This is a genomic window from Leucobacter muris (genome assembly GCF_004028235.1).
GTDB classification, from domain to species: Bacteria; Actinomycetota; Actinomycetes; order Actinomycetales; family Microbacteriaceae; genus Leucobacter; species Leucobacter muris.
In genome coordinates this window covers 1,850,747-1,867,648 of record NZ_CP035037.1, presented here as the reverse complement: position 1 = coordinate 1,867,648, position 16,902 = coordinate 1,850,747, and the positions used below count along the sequence as shown (strand labels likewise).

The window sequence follows — 16,902 nt, the reverse complement described above, 5'->3', positions numbered from 1 at the left end:
AGACTCATGGCACATAAGAAGGGCGCAAGCTCGACCCGCAACGGTCGCGACTCGAACCCCCAGTACCTCGGCGTGAAGCGCTTCGGCGGCCAGCAGGTCGGCGCGGGCGAGATCCTCGTGCGCCAGCGCGGCACCAAGTTCCACCCCGGTGCGAACGTCGGCCGCGGCGGCGACGACACGCTGTTCGCACTGGCGGCCGGTGAGGTCGAGTTCGGTGTGAAGGGCGGCCGCAAGGTCGTCAACATCGTGGCTGCTGCCTAGTTTCAGGCAATCAACGGCGAGGCGGGCTTCGGCTCGCCTTTTGCCGTATCTAGCGAGGGAATTTCGAACATGGTGACGTTCGTCGATCGGGTGCAGGTGCACCTTCAGGCCGGTCGCGGCGGCAACGGCTGCGTGTCGGTGCGGCGCGAGAAGTTCAAGCCGCTGGCGGGGCCCGACGGCGGCGCCGGCGGGCACGGCGGAGACGTCGTGATCCTCGCCGACCCCCAGGTCACCACCCTGCTCGACTACCACCGCCGACCCCATCGCACCGCCGAGAACGGCGGCTACGGCGCGGGCGACTACCGTGCGGGCACGAACGGCGCGGAGCTGGTGCTGTCGGTGCCGGTGGGCACGGTGGTGAAGGACGAGGCGGGGGAGACCCTCATCGACCTCACCGAGCCCGGCACCCGCTTCATCGCCGCGAAGGGCGGCCTCGGCGGGCTCGGCAACCATGCGCTCGCGAGCGCGAAGCGCAAGGCTCCCGGTTTCGCGCTGCTCGGCACCGAAGGCTGGAGCGGCACGCTCACCCTCGAACTCAAGACCATCGCCGACGTGGCGTTCGTGGGATACCCCTCGGCGGGCAAGTCGAGCCTCATCGCCGCCATGAGCGCGGCGAAGCCGAAGATCGCCGACTACCCGTTCACCACGCTGCACCCCAACCTGGGCGTCGTGCAGGTCGCAGACCACCGCTACACGGTCGCAGACGTCCCCGGCCTCATCGAGGGCGCCAGCGAGGGCAAGGGTCTCGGCCTCGACTTCCTGCGCCACGTCGAGCGCTGCAGCGCACTGCTGCACGTGCTCGACTGCGCCACCCTCGAGCCGGGTCGCGACCCCCTCTCCGACCTCGAGGTGATCCGCGGCGAACTCGCGGCGTACCCCGTCCCCGAGGGGCAGGTGCCGCTGCTCGACCGCCCGCAGATCGTGGCCCTCAACAAGATCGACGTGCCCGAGGCGCGCGAGCTCGCCGACTTCGTGCGACCCGAACTCGAAGCCCAGGGCTACCGCGTGTTCGAGATCTCCACGGTCTCGCACGAAGGGCTGCGCGAACTGAGCTTCGCGCTCGCCGAACTCGTCGAGCAGGCCAGGGAGCGCGAGCTCGCCGAAGCAGACCACCAGCCTCGCATCGTGCTGCAGCCGAAGGCCGTCGACGACGGCGGCTTCCGCGTCGTGCCCGAGGGCGGCAGCTACGGCACCATCTACCGCATCCTCGGCGCGAAGCCCGAGCGCTGGGTCGAGCAGACCGACTTCACCAACGACGAGGCCGTCGGCTATCTCGCCGACCGCCTGCAGAAGCTCGGCATCGAGGACGCGCTCGTGAAGGCGGGTGCGACCGCCGGCTCCACCGTGGTGATCGGACCCGGCTCCGGTGTGGTCTTCGACTGGGAGCCGACGATCACGAGCGCCGCCGAGGTGCAGATGGGCTCGCGCGGCACCGACCTGCGCGTCGACCAGAACGGCCGTCGCACCAACAAGGAGCGCCGCACCGAGTACCACGACCTGATGGACGCGAAGGCCGAGGCCCGCGCCGAGCTCGAGCGCGAGCGCGAGGCCGGCATGTGGGAGAGCGAGTCGTGAGCTCGCGACAGCCGAACGCGGGGGAGAGCCTGCTGAACGCTCGCCGCGTGGTGGTGAAGGTCGGGTCGTCGTCGGTCAGCGGCGACAACGCGGGCCAGATCCCGCACCTCGTCTCCTGCCTGGCGCGCCTCTACGCGGCCGGAGCGCAGGTGATCCTCGTCTCCAGCGGCGCCATCGCGACCGGGGTGCCGTTCCTGCGCCTCGACGAGCGCCCCGATGACCTCGCCACCCAGCAGGCGGCGGCGGCAGTGGGGCAGAACATCCTCGTGAACCGCTATCAGCGCGCGCTCAGCGCCCACGAGATCATCGCGGGCCAGGTGCTGCTCACCGCGCACGACATGGAGAACCCGACGCACCGCGGCAACGCGCGGCGCTCGATCGAGCGGCTGCTGCAGCTCGGCATCCTGCCGATCATCAACGAGAACGACACGGTCGCCACCCACGAGATCCGCTTCGGCGACAACGACCGGCTCGCGGCCCTCGTCGCACGGCTCATGGGCGCCGACCGGCTCGTGCTGCTCTCGGACGTCGACGCGCTCTACACCGCCCCGCCGATGATGGCCGGGGCCGAGCGCATCGAGTTCGTGCCCTACGGCGACCCACTGGACGGCATCGAGATCGGCGAGGCGCAGTCGGGCTGGGGCACCGGCGGCGCGGCGACGAAGGTGCAGGCGGCGCGCCTCGCGGCCGACGCCGGCACCGCGGTGCTGCTCACCGAGACGAAGCTGCTCTCGGCGGTGCTCGATGGCGAGCCGCACGGCACCGCCTTCGAGGCCAGGAGCCCCGACGAATCGCTAGGCTAGAGCCATGACCCAGGCTGATCCCTTCCTCGTCAAGCTCGACCGTGCCCGCACCGCCTCCAAGCGGCTCGCGACCGTCACCACCACGCAGAAGAACGCCGCGCTCGAAGCGATCGCGGTCGAACTCGAGAACGGCGTCGACGAGGTGGTCGAGGCGAACGCGAAGGATCTGCAGCGCGGCGCCGAGAACGGCATCGGCGAGGGCCTGCTCGACCGTCTGCGGCTCGACGCGGAGCGCCTGCGCGGCCTGGCCGCGGCGGTGCGCGACGTGATCGCGCTGCCAGATCCCGTCGGGCAGGTCGTGCGGGGGAGCACGCTCGGCAACGGCATCGCGATCAGCCAGGTGCGCGTGCCGTTCGGTGTGGTCGGGGCCATCTACGAGGCCCGCCCCAACGTGACCGTCGACATCGCCGCCCTCGCGCTCAAGAGCGGCAACGGTGCGGTGCTGCGCGGCGGCAGCGCCGCCGAGCACTCCAACCGCGTGCTCGTCTCGCTGATCCAGCGCGCCGTCACCCGAGCCGGTCTCGACGGCGAGGCCGTGCAGACGATCGACGAGTTCGGTCGCGAGGGCGCCGCCCGTCTGATGCGTGCCCGCGGCTACATCGACGTGCTGATCCCGCGAGGCAGCGCCGGCCTCATCTCGACCGTCGTCAACGAGTCGACGGTGCCCGTCATCGAGACGGGATCGGGCATCGTGCACGTCTACGTCGACGGGAGCGCCGACGAGGAGATGGCGGTCTCGGTCGTCAAGAACGCGAAGACGCACCGTCCGAGCGTGTGCAACGCGGCCGAGACGCTGCTCGTGCATCGGGACGCCGCCGAGCGGCTGCTGCCCCGGCTCGCGAACGAGCTCATCGGCGCCGGCGTCGAACTGAGCGGCGACGATGCGGCGCGCGCGGCCGCAGACGGCGTGCTCGCCGCCGACGACGAGACCTGGGCCACCGAGCACCACGCCCTCGAGATGGGCGTCAAGGTGGTCGAGTCGCTCGACGAGGCGCTGGCCCACATCGAGCGCTACTCGACGCGGCACACCGAGGCCATCGTCACCCAGGACTACGCGAACGCCGAGCGCTTCCTCGCCGAGGTCGACTCGGCCGTGGTGATGGTGAACGCCTCCACGAGGTTCACCGACGGCGGCGAGTTCGGCTTCGGCGCCGAGGTGGGGATCTCGACCCAGAAGCTGCACGCGCGCGGGCCGATGGGGCTGCCCGAACTCACGAGCACCAAGTGGCTCGTGCGGGGCGCCGGTCAGATTCGCTGATCAAACCCGATACACTGGGTGTCAACTTCGTTATCCGTCATGAATGCAGGGGTCTCAATGTCACTTGTCGCCACGATCGCCGTCGCCGCCGAAGAGGGGCACCACATCGTCAACGAGCTGCCGTTCCCGGCCCCCGTCTTCGGTGTCATCGCCTTCGTCGCCTTCACCGCGCTCGCGCTGGTGACCTTCTCGTTCCGTGACGTCGCCAACCGCCACGCCGAGAAGGCTGAGGCCTACGCGCGCGAGCACGGCGCCGCTCAGCACCACTGAGGAGCCGGCACTCCGTGGCAGCACGACGCCGCATCGGAGTGATGGGCGGCACCTTCGATCCGATCCATCACGGGCACCTGGTCGCGGCGAGCGAGGTCGCCCAGAGCTTCGACCTCGACGAGGTCATCTTCGTTCCGACGGGGCGACCCTGGCAGAAGCAGCACGTCTCACCCAGCGAGCACCGCTACTTGATGACGGTCATCGCCACCGCGTCGAACCCTCGGTTCACGGTCAGCCGCGTCGACGTGGACCGTGCGGGCCCCACCTACACGGTCGACACGCTCCGCGACCTGCGCGCCCAGTACCCCGATGACGAGCTCTTCTTCATCTCGGGCGCCGATGCGGTCGAGCAGATCCTCGGGTGGAAGGACATCGACCGCCTGTGGGAGCTCGCCCACTTCATCGCCGTGTCGCGGCCCGGGCATGAGCTCTCGCTTTCTGGTTTGTCAGGTGAGCACGTAAGCTTGTTGGAAGTCCCCGCGCTGGCGATCTCGTCTACGGATTGCCGGGCGCGGGTGGCCAGGGGGTACCCGGTGTGGTACCTGGTGCCAGACGGTGTAGTGCAATACATCGCGAAGCACGGTTTATACACCGAGGAAGCGACAGAGAATGAGTGAGCAGGACGAACAGCGACCGCTGACCCGCCGTGAGCGGCGGCTGCGGGAGATGGAGGAGACCGGCGCGCTGGATCTCTCCGAGATCTCGGAAGCGACGGCTGCGCCGAAGCCCGCGAGCGCTCCGCAGCCCGAGGGCGAGGTCGAGATCTCGCCCTACCGTGAAGACGGCACGCCGCGCAGTCGACGCGAGATGCGCGAGCTGCGGGAGCAGGCCCTGGCGGAGCGCGCTGCGCGTGCGCAGAGCGAGAGCGATCCCGGCGCCGCGGCGGTCGCCGAGCAGCCGGCAGGTGCCGAAGGGGCCGCCGTCAACGCCGACGACGTCCGTCCTTCCGTCGCCGAGCAGCCGGCGCAGCCGACCGCGCCCGCTGAGCCTGCTCCGATCGACGAACCCGCAGCGCAGAGGAAGCCCGCCCCGGTCGGCGAGCGGCGCGAAGACGGCGCTCCGGAGGCAGCGGAGACCCCGGCCGAGCCGGTGCCCGCCCCGATCCCCGCGGTGCGCCCCGCGCCCTCCGCCGAGCCGACCTCGTCACCGGCAGAGCCGACGTCGTCCCCGGCCGAGGAGATCGAGGCCGCCCCCGTAGTCGAGGGCCCAGCCGACGACGACGTGCCCGAGACCGTCGAGGCCGAGATCGTCTCCGAGCAGCTCGGCCAGGATCCGGCGCCCGCCGAAGAGACCGGCGCGCTCGACTTCGACACGCTGATCGCACCGCCGACCGAGCCCTTCACTGTGGCCGAGCTGCAGGACGCCGAGGCGGGCACCCCCGACGATGCGGAGGACGAGGACGACGCCCACGCCGAGGCGGAGGCCCCGGCCGAGATCGTAGACGAAGCCGAGGCAGAGTCCGCCCCGGCCCCGAAGCCCAAGCGCCGGTTCCCCTGGCAGCGCAAGGCCGCCGCCGAAGAGACTCCAGCAGACGAGGCCCCGGTCGAGGCGCCCGCGGAGGAGTCGCTCACGCACGAGGCTCCGGCCGAGGCAGCCGCTGCCGATCCCGAGCCGGGCGTCGATGGTGCGCCGCCGGCGGAGGCTCAGGCCCCGGTACCGGAGGAGCCCGTCGAGGCGAATATCGAGACGGATGCCGAGATGGCGGGCGCCCGCCCCGCCGTCTCCGACCCCGTCGCCGTCGACGAGGCGATCGCGGTCGCCGAGATCGCCGAGCCCCGGGAGGCTCCGGTCGACGAGCTCGTCGAGCCGAGCCCGGAGCAGAAGACCAGCTACTCGTTCCCCGACATCGCCCCTCCGGAGGAGTGGCGCTCGGTGTTCGACGACCCGACCTCGCGCAAGGTGCCCGACCAGGGCGGCCAGGGCGGCGACTTCGACGATCTCATCTCCCGCGCGGTGGCGCAGGAGAGCACCTCGACCACCGCCGGAACGTCGGCGCTGATCCTGCCCTCCATGCCGGAGGACACCGGCGGCCTCGCCGGCCCCATCGGCACCACGGGTGAGCTGTACGTGACCGGTTCCCTCAAGCTGCCGAAGTCGCTCGGCGAGACCGGCGGGCACTCCGCACTGCACGACTCGATCGAGATGGATCCCATCACGGGCGAGGAGTCGGGCGATGTGCGCATGACATCGGAGGGCCCCGCCCCCGTGTCGGCCCGCCATGCCGTGAGCGCGCGCGCCGCCTCGGGTCTCCCGGTTGCGAAGCCGGTCAAGGATCGCAGCAAGCTCCCTCTCGTGCTCTCCCTCACCGGGGGCGGCCTGCTCGTCGCGGTGGTCGCGCTCGGCGTCTGGGGTGCGAGCAACGGGATGTTCGGATAGTTCTCGACCGCGGGCGCGCGCCCGCCGAACGAAGGAAACACACTGAAGACTGAAGCGAATCAGCCCCACGACGTGATGTCGGATCTGCGAATCGCGGTTCGAGCGGCCGACGAGAAGGGCGCCACCTCGCCGGTGGCGCTGCACGTCACGGAGCAGTTCGGCCTGGCCGACGCGTTCCTGATCGTGACCGGCAGCGTCGAGCGCAACGTGCAGGCCATCTCTGACGCGATCGAGGACGAGCTCAACGCCGAGGGCGTGCGCACCGTGCGCCGTGAGGGGCGTGAGAGCGGGCGCTGGGTGCTGCTCGACTTCGGCGACCTCATCGTGCACGTTTTCCACCAGGAGGAGCGCGACTTCTACCAGCTCGAGCGCCTCTGGCAGGACTGCCCGTTGATCGAGGTGGAGTCGATGCTCGCCCCGGCGGGGGACGGCGGCGCCCGGAGCGAGTGAGCCGCAGTGCGACGCGCCCGGGATCTGTCGATTTGCGCATCGCACCCCACTCCGGTGTAAAGTAGAGGAGTTGTCGGGGGAGCATTTCTCCGACTTCCCCGGGTCTGTGGCGCAGCTGGTAGCGCACCTGCATGGCATGCAGGGGGTCAGGGGTTCGAGTCCCCTCAGATCCACCACTTCAGAGTTCAAGCCCCGCTTCGGCGGGGCTTGAACCGTTTTCGGGCCGTCTTCGCGCGGCGACTCGGGCCGCTCCTCGGTACACTTCGAGCATGCTCGACCTCAGTCACCCGATCACCGCAGGCATGACGGTCTATCCCGGCGATCCCGAGGTGCGCTCGCGCGAGGCGCTCAGCGTCGCCGCCGACGGCGTGGCGGTCACGGAACTGCACCTCGGCTCGCACACGGGCACCCACATCGACGCCCCCTCGCACACGATCCGGGGCGGACGCACCATCGACGAGGTGCCGCTCGATGCGCTCTCGGGCGACGCCCTCGTGCTGCGGGCGGATCGTGCGGGGGAGTGCCGGCCCATCGACGGCGAGATGCTCGGGCTCGAGCGCTTCGACGCCGTTCCGCCGATCGTGGCCATCTGCACCGGGTGGGATCGCCACTTCGGCGGCGAACTCGCCCTGCGGCATCCCTTCCTGGCCGTCGAGGCCGCCGAGCGCCTGTGGTGCCTGGGCATGCGCGTGCTCGTGGTCGACACGCTCAGCCCCGATCCCACGGCCGTCGAGGCGGGGATCGCGGATGAGCGGAGCGCCGCGGGCGAGGCGACCGACCGGCAGGCGCCGCGAGATCCTGCGGCGGGTCCGCCGCCCGCCACCGCGGATCGACCGCTCGCCGTCCCGGATCCGCTGCCCGTGCACACGGTGGTGCTCGGCGGGGGAGGTGCGATCGTGGAGAACGTGCGCGGGCTCGACGCGCTCGGCGAGCGGGCGCGGCTCGGGATCTTCCCGCTGCCGCTCGCGGGCGCCGACGGCGCACCGGCCCGGGTCGTGGCCTGGAGGGACGAGGCCCGGTGATCCCGAGCTCCGTGCGGCTCGTCGAGCGCTTGGAGCGCCACCAGGTGGCGCTCTACCTGGCCGCCCTCGCCATCGGCGCCGCCGCGGGGCTGCTGCTGCCGGGCCTCGCGCGCCCAGCCGAACTCGCCATCACCCCGGTGCTCGGTCTGCTGCTCTACGCGACCTTCCTGGGCATCCCGTTCGCGAGTGCGGGTCGAGCGCTGCGCGACTGGAGGTTCCTCGGCGCGGTGCTCGTGGTGAACTTCGTGCTCGTGCCGCTCGTGGTGTGGCTGCTCTCGCGCCTCGTCGCTCATGATCGTGCTGTGCTGGTGGGGGTGCTGTTCGTGCTGCTCGCGCCGTGCGTCGACTACGTGATCGTCTTCGCGGGGCTCGCCGGCGGCTCCCGCGAACGGCTGCTCGCCGCCACGCCGCTGCTCATGCTCGCGCAGCTGCTGCTGCTGCCGGTGTTCCTGTGGTGGATGGCGGGATCGGACATCGCGGCCACGGTCGAGGCGCGTCCGTTCGTCGAAGCCCTGCTCTGGCTCATCGTGCTGCCGCTCGCCGCCGCGGCTGGCACGCAGTTCGCCGCGGAGCGCGCCCGCTGGGTTGCGCGCCTGCGCGATGCCGTTCTCGGGGCGATGGTGCTGCTGATGATGCTGACGCTCGCGGTCGTGGTCGCGTCCCAGGTGGCGGGGATCGGGGGCAGGATCGCGACGCTCGTCATTGCGATGCCGGTGTTCGTGCTCTTCGCCGCCGTGATGGTGGCGGCGGGGGCGGCGGTCTCGCGGCTGGTCGGGCTCGACACCGCCGGGCGCCGGGCGGTGGTGTTCAGCGGTGCGACCCGCAACTCGCTCGTCGTGCTGCCGTTGGTGCTCGCACTGCCCCCGGCCTTCGCGCTCGCGCCCCTCGTCGTGGTGGCGCAGACGCTGGTCGAACTCGTGGTGATGGTCGCCCTCGTGCGCCTGATGCCAAGGCTGATCCCGGGCTAGGGAATACCCCCACCAGGTATCTGGTTGGACTGGGTGTCGCCGGTCGGGCCTTGCGCGCCGCAACTGAATCACCCAGGCTGGCAGTGAGGACGGGGGAGCATGAACGAGCATCACGACCACGCGACCATCCACGAGGCTCGCGAGCGGCCGGCCGATCAGAGCAGTCACGGGGGTCACGGCGATCACGATGGGCAGAGGGGCCACGAGGGCCACGCCGTCGACGAAGCCCACGCCGGTCACGCCGGTCACGCTGGTCACGCCGAGCGCTTCCAGCGGCTGTTCTGGTTCATGCTGGTGCTGGCGGTGCCGGTGGTCGCCTGCTCGCCGATGTTCGCGATGCTGCTCGGCTACGAGGTGCCGGGATGGGCGCTCTGGGTGTCGCCCGCGCTGGGCACCGTGATGTACCTCTGGGGCGGCGCGCCGTTCCTGAGCGGCGCGGTGGGCGAGATCCGGGATCGCAAGCCGGGCATGATGCTGCTGATCGGGCTCGCGATCACGGTGGCGTTCCTCGCCTCGTGGGGGGCGAGCCTCGGCCTGCTCGATCACGAGCTGGACTTCTGGTGGGAGCTCGCGCTGCTGGTGGTGATCATGCTGCTCGGGCACTGGGTGGAGATGCGTTCGCTTGCGCAGACGACCTCGGCGCTCGACTCGCTGGCGGCGCTGCTGCCCGACGCGGCCGAGCGCGTCGAGGGCGATGAGGTCGTGACGGTGGCGCCCGACGAGTTGCGCGTCGGCGACCTCGTCGTGGTGCGGCCGGGCGGACGCGTGCCTGCCGACGGGCGCATCGTGAGCGGATCCGCGAGCATGGACGAGTCGATGCTGACGGGGGAGTCGCGAGCCGTGCGGCGCGGCGAGGGCGAGCGGGTCGTCGCGGGCACGGTCGCGACCGACTCGGGGCTGCGCGTCGAGATCTCCGCGATCGGCGGCGACACGGCGCTCGCGGGGATCCAGCGGCTCGTCGAGCAGGCGCAGAGCTCGACGTCGCGCGCCCAGCGACTCGCCGATCGCGCGGCCGCGCTGCTCTTCTGGTTCGCGCTGGGCTCGGCCGTCGTGACGGCGACCGTCTGGACACTGGTGGGTCGGCCCGACGAAGGCGTGGTGCGCACGATCACCGTGCTGGTGATCGCCTGCCCGCACGCACTGGGGCTTGCGATCCCGCTCGTCGTGTCGATCGCGACGGAGCGCGCGGCGCGCGCCGGCATCCTGGTGAAGGATCGCCTGGCGCTCGAGAGCATGCGCGTCGTCGACGCCGTGCTGTTCGACAAGACCGGCACGCTGACCGTGGGATCGCCCGCGGTGACCGCGGTTGCACCCGCGGAGGGGAACGACCCCGACGAGCTGCTCGCGCTCGCTGCAGCGGCCGAGTCCGACTCGGAGCACCCGCTCGCGCGCGCGATCGTGCAGGCGGCAGCCGAGCGGCGTCTTGCGGTGCCGGCGTCGAGCGGTTTCTCGTCATCGCCGGCGGTGGGCGTGCGGGCCGAGGTCGGCGGGCGCTTGGTGCAGGTCGGCGGCCCCTTCCTGCTCGAGCAGGAGGACGTGCGGGAGCTGCCGGTGGCCGAGGCCTGGCGCGAGGAGGGCGCGATCATCCTGCACGTGCTCGTCGACGGCGGGGCGGCGGGCGCGTTGCGACTCGCCGACGAGATCCGGCCCGAGTCGCGCGCCGCGATCGACGAGCTGCACCGGCGCGGCGTGCGGGTGGTGATGATCACGGGCGACGCCGAGGCGGTCGCCGCGTCGGTCTCATCGGAGCTCGGCATCGACCGCTTCTTCGCGGGCGTGCGCCCCGAGGACAAGGCATCGAAGGTGGAGGAGCTGCAGAGCGAGGGGCGCCGTGTCGCGATGGTGGGCGACGGGGTGAACGATGCGCCGGCGCTCGCGCGCGCCGACGTGGGGATCGCGATCGGCGCCGGCACCGACGTGGCGATCGCGTCGGCTGGGGTGATCCTCGCGAGCGACGACCCGCGCGGTGTGGTCTCGGTGATCGACCTGTCGACGGCGAGCTATCGCAAGATGCGGCAGAACCTCTGGTGGGCTGCCGGCTACAACCTGGTATCGGTGCCGCTCGCCGCGGGGGTGCTCGCGCCGGTCGGCTTCGTGCTGCCCATGTCGGTGGGCGCGGTGCTCATGTCGCTCTCGACCGTCGTGGTGGCGCTCAACGCCCAACTGCTGCGACGGCTCGATCTGCGGCCCGTGGAGCGCAGCGCCGAGGGGGAGTAGACTGCGGGGGTGCCCTTCGGCGCCCGGTGGTGGGGCTCACCGGAACCAACCTCGTTCGATGCGACAACGGTCCCTGTCTCAATCGCGTACGCGTGTGTTCGAGATGGGAGTGACCGGATGAGTGAGCGTCGGAGCCGGCCGGGAACCGGCGAGGGATCGAGGATCGCGGCGACCCTGCCCGACCTGGGGGTCGTGGCGGTGGGCGGTGCGGTCGGATCCCTCGCCCGTCACCTGCTGTCGATCGCGATCGGGTCGAGCGGCGACTTCCCGCTCGCCATCTTCGTGATCAACGTGTGCGGCGCCTTCCTGCTCGGCCTGCTCGTCGAGGTCGTCGCCCAGGCGGGCGGCGAGGGTGGCCGCTGGCGCACGACGCGCCTGCTGCTCGGCACCGGCGCGCTCGGCGGGTTCACCACCTACAGCCTGCTCGCGGCCGACCTCGCCGAGCTGCTGCTCGACGGCGCCTTCGGCGTCGCGGCGCTCTACGCGGTGCTCACGCTCGTGCTCGGCGGGGCCGCGAGCTGGTGCGGGGTGCTGGCGGGGCGGATGATCGGTCCATCATCGGCGAGGGGGGCAGAACGGTGAGCGGCGCCGCACTCGCGATCGGGATCGCGTTCGCGGGCGGCCTCGGCGCGGCCGCGCGCCACCTCATCGACACGAGCCTGCCCGATCGGGTGCGTGCGCGCTTCCCGTGGGGCATCATGCTGATCAACCTGACGGGTGCCTTCGCGCTCGGAGTGCTCGTCGGCCTCGCCCTCGACCACCCGGTCGCGAGTGTGCTGTCCATCGGCTTTCTGGGGGGGCTACACGACCTTCAGCACCGCGAGCCTCGACAGCGTGCGCCTGCTGGCCGCCCGTCGGTACCTGGCCGCGCTGTGGAACGGCCCGGGCATGCTGATCCTCGCCACCGCGCTCGCCGTGCTCGGCATCGTGCTGGCCCGATCCTGATCGACCGGCTCAGCGCACCCGTCGGGCCTCGAAGGTGCGCGCGGGGTGCACGTAGGCCTCCTGCGACTCGACGAGCTGCAGTTCGCGGCTGCCGGCCGCGAGGGTGCGCTCCAGCAGCTCGAAGACGCTCGCCGCGGTGCGGGAGAGGGCGACGGCCGCGTCGCCCGATCCGCGGAGGTGCGCCGTGAAGAGCGCGGCTGTCACGTCGCCCGAGCCGTTGCGCTTGAGCGGGAGGCGCGGCGTCTCGACCAGCCAGGCGCCGTCGTCGGTGACGGCGAGCATCTCGATCGCGGCGGGTTCGTCGTCGGCGCCGACCGGGCGGTCGGGGCGCTGCAGGCTCGTGACGAGCACGGTGGCGGGCCCGAGCTCGCGAGCGCGGTCGACGGCGTCGAGCGTCGACTCGAGCGTGTCGGGCGAGGTGCCCGTGATGAAGCCGAGCTCGAACTGGTTGGGCGTGATGAGGTCGGCCCGCGGCACCACCCGGTCGCGGATCAGGTCCTGCACCTCGGGAGCGACGTGGCAGCCCGACTTCGCGTTGCCGAGCACGGGGTCGCAGGCGTAGATCGCGTCCGGGCTGTGCCGTTTCACGCGGTCGACGGCGTCGAGGATCGCGTCGCCGATGCTGCTGCCGCCCTGGTATCCGGAGAGCACCGCGTCGACGTTCTCGAGGCCGCCGCGCTCCTCGATGCCGGTGACGATCTCGCGCACGTCGTCGCCGCTGAGCATCGGACCGCGCCACGAGCCGTAGCCGGTGTGGTTCGAGAAGCACACGGTGAAGACGGGCATCACCTCGACGCCGATGCGCTGCAGGGGGAAGACCGCGGCGGAGTTGCCGACGTGACCGTACGAGACCGAGGACTGGATCGAGAGGATGCGCATGGATCGATCCTCGCACTGGTCCATGGGCTGGACCACCTCTCGGGCGCGGGGATGGACCACTGGGGGTCCCCTCGCCCGGTGACGCGCTCCGCGGGACCCGCAGGAGCCCCGAGGCTCGGCCCTCCTCGCGGGATCCGCGTCAGATCGCACGATCGGGCGTGAGGATGCCGCGCGGATCGAGCGCCGCCTTGATCGCCCGCTGCACGTCGATCGCCGCCTCGTCGAGCTGCCAGGGCAGCTCGTGCCGCTTCAGGGAGCCGATGCCGTGCTCGCCCGAGATCGTGCCGCCCAGCGAGATCGCGAGTCGCGTGATGTCGTCGATCACACGATCGGCGGCCGCGATGCCCTCCGGGGTGTCGGGCGCCTCGACCGTGCTGTGCAGGTTGCCGTCGCCGGCGTGCGCGACCGTCGAGACGCGTCGCCCGTGCCGCTCCGAGATCTCGGCGATGCCGCGGAACACCTCGGCGAGCGCCGCCACGGGCACCCCCACGTCGCAGGAGATCTTGAGGCCGCGCGCGTTGAGGGCCGGGTTCGAGAGCCGCCGCGCCTCGAGCAGCGCGTCCGATTCCGAGACGCCCGTGTCGGTCGCGCCGTGCGCCGCGCAGACCGCGGTGATGCCCTCGGCCTTCTCGGCCGCGTCGAGGCCGGCCGTCTGACCCACGAGCATCGCGCCCCGCGGAACCGTCAGACCGCTCGGGTAGAACGACTCGATGATCTCGACGCTGAGGGCGTCCATGAGCTCGAGCACCTCGGGCTGGGCGGTTCCGCCCACGATCGCGGTGACGGCGCGGCCGGCGTCTTCGAGGGTGTCGAAGCTCGCGCGGAAGGTGCGGGGCGTTCCCGGAGGCACGGGCTTGAGGCGCACGGTGGCCTCGGTGATCACGCCGAGCGTGCCCTCCGAGCCGATGAAGAGGCTCTTGAGGTCGTAGCCGACGACGTTCTTGCGGGTGAGCGCGCCGGCGCGCAGCACGCGGCCGTCGGCGAGCACGACCTCGAGCGCGGCGACGGAGTCGGTGGTGACCCCGTGCGCGACGCAGCGCAGACCGCCCGCGTTGGTGGCGATGTTGCCGCCGACGGTGCACATGCGGGCGCTGGCCGGATCGGGCGGGAAGAAGAGCCCGCGCTCCCGGCAGGCGGTGTCGAGCTCTGCGGTGATCACGCCGGGCTGCACCACGGCGAGACGGTTCTCGGCGTCGATGCCGACGATGCGGTTCATGCGCTCGAGCGACAGCACGAGGCCGCCGTCGTAGGCCATGGCGCCGCCCGTGAGCCCGGTGCCGGCGCCGCGCACGCTCACCGGCACGCGGTGCTCGTGGGCCCATGCGAGGGCGGCCGAGACGTCGGCGGTCGACTCCGCGAAGACGAGCGCGAGCGGAGCGCCCCGGAGCACGGCGCGGGAGGTGTCGATCGCGTACGGGGCGATGAGGTCGGGATCGCGCACCAGCCGGTCGCCGAACACCTGCTGCAACTGCTGAAGAGATTCCACCCTGGCTCCTTGATCGATGGCACGGGCACCGCAACCACGGTACCGCACGGCCCCGAGCCGCGGCCGAGGCGGGAGAGCGGTGGCGTGAGACGTGGCCGGGAGCCCGGTCGGCAGCCGCGTGGGAGGATGAAGGGGTGGAGGATCGGGTGAGCGCGCCGCGCACGCGTGCGCAGGGCGGCAGGGGGGCGGGTCGGTACGCGCCGAGCCCCTCGGGAGACCTGCACCTCGGCAACCTGCGCACGGCTCTGCTGGCCTGGCTGTTCGCGCGAGCGAGCGGGCGACGCTTCCTCATGCGCATCGAGGATCTCGACCGCGCGCGCGACTCGGGCGCGGGGGAGCGGCAGCTCGGAGACCTCGCCGCCATCGGCATCGACTGGGACGGGGAGCCCGTACTGCAGACGGAGCGGGGCGCGGATCACGAGGCCGCGATCCGAACCCTCGCGCGCGCGGGTCTCGTGTACGAGTGCACCTGCACGCGACGGGACATCCTGGCCGCGCCGAGCGCCCCTCACGCGCCGCCCGGCGCCTATCCTGGCACCTGCCGCGACCGCACCGATGCGCAGCGCGCGGTGGCCCGCGAGGCGATCCTGCCCCGGATCCCGGCGCTGCGGCTACGCGCGCCCGAGGGGGTGCGCGAGCTGGAGTTCGACGACGTCGTGCTCGGGCGCACGCGCGGCGACATCGACGACTTCGTGCTGCGGCGCGGCGACGGCACCGTCGCCTACAACCTGGCCGTCGTGGTCGACGACGCGACGATGGGCGTCGACCAGGTGGTGCGCGGCGACGATCTGGCACCGTCGACGCCGCGGCAGATTCTACTGCAGCGGATGCTCGGTCTGCCATCACCCCCCGAGGTGGAGTACGGGCACGTGCCGCTCGTGCTCGGCCCGAGCGGGGCGCGCCTCGCGAAGCGGGACGGCGCGGTCACCCTCGCGCAGTTGCGGGAGCGCGGGGTCGGCTCCGGCGAAGTGCTGATCGAGCTCGCGACCTCACTCGGTCTCGGGGCGCCGGGCGAGCCCGTCACGACGGCTCGCCTGCTCGAACGTTTCGACCCGGCCGCGCTGCCCCGAGCCCCCTGGACCTGGGCGGGCCCGCGCTGATCTCGGCGGCCGCGCCGCGCGGACGCATCGAGCGCGCTGCGCCCCGGCCCGAAGCGGCGCCGTAGGGGCTACTTCTTGAGCGCCTTGATGATGCGGGCCAGGGCTCGGCCCGCCACCCACACGAACGGCACGCCGACGGCGAGCAGCGCGATGATGTTGGGCTCGAAGCGGGTGTAGCCGTCGCGGCTCACGTAGGCGCCGACCGGCACCGACATGCCCCCGCCCCCGCCGCCCGAGCCCTCGCCCTGGGCGTCTTCGAGGCCGCCGCCGCCCTCGCCGGCGCCGAAGCCGTACGAGGTGCACGCGACGGGCATGATCGTGGTGCCGTCGACCTCGACGGGCTCGCCGTAGGACGAGCGGACGCCCACCTGAGTGACCGTGTCTGCAAGCTGCTGGGTGAGTGATGCCATGCCCTCACCCTACCCGCTCAGCTGAGATTCCGGTGTGAGAGATCAGGCCTCGGCGCCGCCGTAGCGACCCCGGCGCGCGGGTTCGGGTCGGGGGCGCTTCGCCTCGATGCCGTCGCCCGAGGAGACGTGCTTGATGCGGCGGATCACCCACGGCACGAGGTGCTCACGCGCCCACACCACGTCCTCCTTGCGGGCCTGGCGCCAGGTGCGCAACGGCACGGGCGGGGGATCGAGCGGGGTGAGGTCGTGGGGCACGTTGAGGGCCTCGAGGGCGGCGCGCGCGATCGTGTGGTGACCGAGCGCGTTGAGGTGCAGCCGATCGCCCGCCCAGAAGCGGCTGTCCTGCAGCTCCTCGAGCGCCCATTGGTCGACGACCACGCAGTCGTGCCGCTTCGCGACCTTGCGCACGTTCTCGTTGAAGATCGCCACCTTGCCGCGGATCGTGCGGAAGACGGGCTGGAAGGCGGTGTCGACACCCGTGAACAGGAGGATCGTGGCGCCGCTCGCGCCCAGGCGCTCGATCACCCGGTCGAGCTTCGCCGCCACCTCGTCTGGGTCGGTGCCGGGGCGGATGACGTCGTTGCCGCCCGCGCACACGCTGATGAGATCGGGGCGCAGATCGAGCGCCGCATCCACCTGCTCCTCGGCGATCTGCCGGATGAGCTTGCCGCGCACCGCGAGGTTGGCGTACGCGAACTCGTCGTCGTAGGCGCTGAGCACCTCTGCGAAGCGGTCGGCCCAGCCGCGCAACCCGCCCGGGCTGTCGGCGTCGGGATCGCCCACGCCCTCGGTGAACGAGTCGCCGATGGCCACGAAACGCGACCAGGGAAGTTCGATTCCCGCCTGATCATCTGCCACTGCCATCCCCTGTCCGTCGAGCGG

18 protein-coding genes, 1 tRNA gene and 1 pseudogene are annotated in these 16,902 nt (G+C 71.9%); 16 read left to right on the top strand and 4 right to left on the bottom strand.

From position 1 onward, the window contains the following. Positions 1–6 precede the first annotated feature (6 nt). The 15 genes and pseudogenes from rpmA (at position 7) to Leucomu_RS15950 (ending at position 12,145) form a co-directional block, all read left to right on the top strand. Complete coding sequence (gene rpmA, locus Leucomu_RS08800; RefSeq protein WP_017884564.1) at positions 7–261, top strand: 50S ribosomal protein L27; 255 nt, start codon at positions 7–9, stop codon at positions 259–261. Between the two features lie 69 nt (positions 262–330). Further along, entirely contained in the window at positions 331–1,836 is a 1,506-nt protein-coding gene (gene obgE, locus Leucomu_RS08795) for a GTPase ObgE (RefSeq protein ID WP_017884565.1), read from the top strand. After that, a complete protein-coding gene (gene proB / locus Leucomu_RS08790; RefSeq protein WP_031290136.1) occupies positions 1,833–2,639 on the top strand; it encodes a glutamate 5-kinase in 807 nt (268 codons plus the stop codon). The genes obgE and proB overlap by 4 nt, the downstream gene beginning before the upstream one ends. Before the next feature lie 4 nt (positions 2,640–2,643). Further along, positions 2,644–3,897: a glutamate-5-semialdehyde dehydrogenase gene (locus Leucomu_RS08785; RefSeq protein ID WP_017884567.1), complete on the top strand. Its 1,254-nt coding sequence runs from the start codon at positions 2,644–2,646 to the stop codon at positions 3,895–3,897. Positions 3,898–3,954: 57 nt separating this feature from the next. After that, positions 3,955–4,167 (top strand): hypothetical protein, encoded by a 213-nt coding sequence (locus tag Leucomu_RS08780; RefSeq protein ID WP_017884568.1) that lies wholly within the window; start codon positions 3,955–3,957, stop codon positions 4,165–4,167. Between the two features lie 41 nt (positions 4,168–4,208). Then, positions 4,209–4,784: a nicotinate-nucleotide adenylyltransferase gene (gene nadD / locus Leucomu_RS08775; protein WP_031290137.1), complete on the top strand. Its 576-nt coding sequence runs from the start codon at positions 4,209–4,211 to the stop codon at positions 4,782–4,784. Then, positions 4,777–6,543 carry a hypothetical protein gene (locus tag Leucomu_RS08770; protein ID WP_128386980.1) on the top strand — a complete coding sequence of 589 codons (1,767 nt, stop codon included), beginning with the start codon at positions 4,777–4,779 and terminating at the stop codon, positions 6,541–6,543. Before nadD ends, Leucomu_RS08770 begins: the two co-directional genes overlap by 8 nt. Before the next feature lie 75 nt (positions 6,544–6,618). Then, positions 6,619–6,993 carry a ribosome silencing factor gene (gene rsfS, locus Leucomu_RS08765; protein ID WP_017884572.1) on the top strand — a complete coding sequence of 125 codons (375 nt, stop codon included), beginning with the start codon at positions 6,619–6,621 and terminating at the stop codon, positions 6,991–6,993. 100 nt (positions 6,994–7,093) lie between these two features. Beyond that, a tRNA-Ala gene (locus Leucomu_RS08760) sits at positions 7,094–7,169 on the top strand. 93 nt (positions 7,170–7,262) lie between these two features. Continuing rightward, positions 7,263–8,015, top strand: a complete 753-nt coding sequence (locus tag Leucomu_RS08755) for a cyclase family protein (protein WP_017884573.1) — start codon at positions 7,263–7,265, stop codon at positions 8,013–8,015. Then, positions 8,012–8,983 (top strand): arsenic resistance protein, encoded by a 972-nt coding sequence (locus Leucomu_RS08750; protein ID WP_128386979.1) that lies wholly within the window; start codon positions 8,012–8,014, stop codon positions 8,981–8,983. Before Leucomu_RS08755 ends, Leucomu_RS08750 begins: the two co-directional genes overlap by 4 nt. A 99-nt stretch (positions 8,984–9,082) precedes the next feature. Then, positions 9,083–11,200 (top strand): heavy metal translocating P-type ATPase, encoded by a 2,118-nt coding sequence (locus Leucomu_RS08745; RefSeq protein WP_128386978.1) that lies wholly within the window; start codon positions 9,083–9,085, stop codon positions 11,198–11,200. 117 nt (positions 11,201–11,317) lie between these two features. Further along, complete coding sequence (locus tag Leucomu_RS08740; protein ID WP_017884576.1) at positions 11,318–11,782, top strand: fluoride efflux transporter FluC; 465 nt, start codon at positions 11,318–11,320, stop codon at positions 11,780–11,782. Further along, positions 11,722–11,943: pseudogene (locus Leucomu_RS15850) on the top strand (hypothetical protein); the annotation flags it as partial. The gene Leucomu_RS08740 and the pseudogene Leucomu_RS15850, both read left to right, overlap by 61 nt. A gap of 91 nt (positions 11,944–12,034) precedes the next feature. Further along, the gene (locus Leucomu_RS15950; RefSeq protein ID WP_407656642.1) at positions 12,035–12,145 is read left to right on the top strand and encodes a hypothetical protein; all 111 of its coding nucleotides are present in this window, start codon (positions 12,035–12,037) and stop codon (positions 12,143–12,145) included. A gap of 9 nt (positions 12,146–12,154) precedes the next feature. On the opposite strand, the gene pdxY is transcribed toward Leucomu_RS15950, so the two are convergent. Both pdxY and Leucomu_RS08725 read right to left on the bottom strand, forming a co-directional pair. Further along, positions 12,155–13,024: a pyridoxal kinase PdxY gene (pdxY, locus tag Leucomu_RS08730; RefSeq protein WP_128386977.1), complete on the bottom strand. Its 870-nt coding sequence runs from the start codon at positions 13,022–13,024 to the stop codon at positions 12,155–12,157. A gap of 139 nt (positions 13,025–13,163) precedes the next feature. Then, on the bottom strand, positions 13,164–14,510 hold the full coding sequence (locus Leucomu_RS08725) for an FAD-binding oxidoreductase (RefSeq protein ID WP_017884579.1): 1,347 nt from the start codon (positions 14,508–14,510) through the stop codon (positions 13,164–13,166). Positions 14,511–14,656: 146 nt separating this feature from the next. On the opposite strand from Leucomu_RS08725, the gene gluQRS reads away from it, so the two are divergent. Beyond that, positions 14,657–15,610: a tRNA glutamyl-Q(34) synthetase GluQRS gene (gene gluQRS / locus Leucomu_RS08720; protein ID WP_202950838.1), complete on the top strand. Its 954-nt coding sequence runs from the start codon at positions 14,657–14,659 to the stop codon at positions 15,608–15,610. A 68-nt stretch (positions 15,611–15,678) separates the two neighbouring features. On the opposite strand, the gene Leucomu_RS08715 is transcribed toward gluQRS, so the two are convergent. Continuing rightward, positions 15,679–16,020 carry a spore germination protein GerW family protein gene (locus Leucomu_RS08715; protein ID WP_017884581.1) on the bottom strand — a complete coding sequence of 114 codons (342 nt, stop codon included), beginning with the start codon at positions 16,018–16,020 and terminating at the stop codon, positions 15,679–15,681. A 42-nt stretch (positions 16,021–16,062) separates the two neighbouring features. Then, positions 16,063–16,884: an SGNH/GDSL hydrolase family protein gene (locus Leucomu_RS08710; RefSeq protein WP_051066204.1), complete on the bottom strand. Its 822-nt coding sequence runs from the start codon at positions 16,882–16,884 to the stop codon at positions 16,063–16,065. Positions 16,885–16,902 lie beyond the last annotated feature (18 nt).

Excerpts from the sequence above, each read along its gene's own strand:
- obgE (WP_017884565.1), top strand. The coding sequence starts at position 331 with ATGGTGACGTTCGTCGATCGGGTGCAGGTGCACCTTCAGGCCGGTCGC.
- Leucomu_RS08710 (WP_051066204.1), bottom strand. The coding sequence starts at position 16,884 with ATGGCAGTGGCAGATGATCAGGCGGGAATCGAACTTCCCTGGTCGCGT.
- Leucomu_RS08785 (WP_017884567.1), top strand. The coding sequence starts at position 2,644 with ATGACCCAGGCTGATCCCTTCCTCGTCAAGCTCGACCGTGCCCGCACC.
- pdxY (WP_128386977.1), bottom strand. The coding sequence starts at position 13,024 with ATGCGCATCCTCTCGATCCAGTCCTCGGTCTCGTACGGTCACGTCGGC.
- rsfS (WP_017884572.1), top strand. The coding sequence starts at position 6,619 with ATGTCGGATCTGCGAATCGCGGTTCGAGCGGCCGACGAGAAGGGCGCC.
- Leucomu_RS08745 (WP_128386978.1), top strand. The coding sequence starts at position 9,083 with ATGAACGAGCATCACGACCACGCGACCATCCACGAGGCTCGCGAGCGG.
- Leucomu_RS08780 (WP_017884568.1), top strand. The coding sequence starts at position 3,955 with ATGTCACTTGTCGCCACGATCGCCGTCGCCGCCGAAGAGGGGCACCAC.
- Leucomu_RS08740 (WP_017884576.1), top strand. The coding sequence starts at position 11,318 with ATGAGTGAGCGTCGGAGCCGGCCGGGAACCGGCGAGGGATCGAGGATC.
- Leucomu_RS08755 (WP_017884573.1), top strand. The coding sequence starts at position 7,263 with ATGCTCGACCTCAGTCACCCGATCACCGCAGGCATGACGGTCTATCCC.
- rpmA (WP_017884564.1), top strand. The coding sequence starts at position 7 with ATGGCACATAAGAAGGGCGCAAGCTCGACCCGCAACGGTCGCGACTCG.
- Leucomu_RS08770 (WP_128386980.1), top strand. The coding sequence starts at position 4,777 with ATGAGTGAGCAGGACGAACAGCGACCGCTGACCCGCCGTGAGCGGCGG.
- nadD (WP_031290137.1), top strand. The coding sequence starts at position 4,209 with ATGGGCGGCACCTTCGATCCGATCCATCACGGGCACCTGGTCGCGGCG.
- Leucomu_RS08715 (WP_017884581.1), bottom strand. The coding sequence starts at position 16,020 with ATGGCATCACTCACCCAGCAGCTTGCAGACACGGTCACTCAGGTGGGC.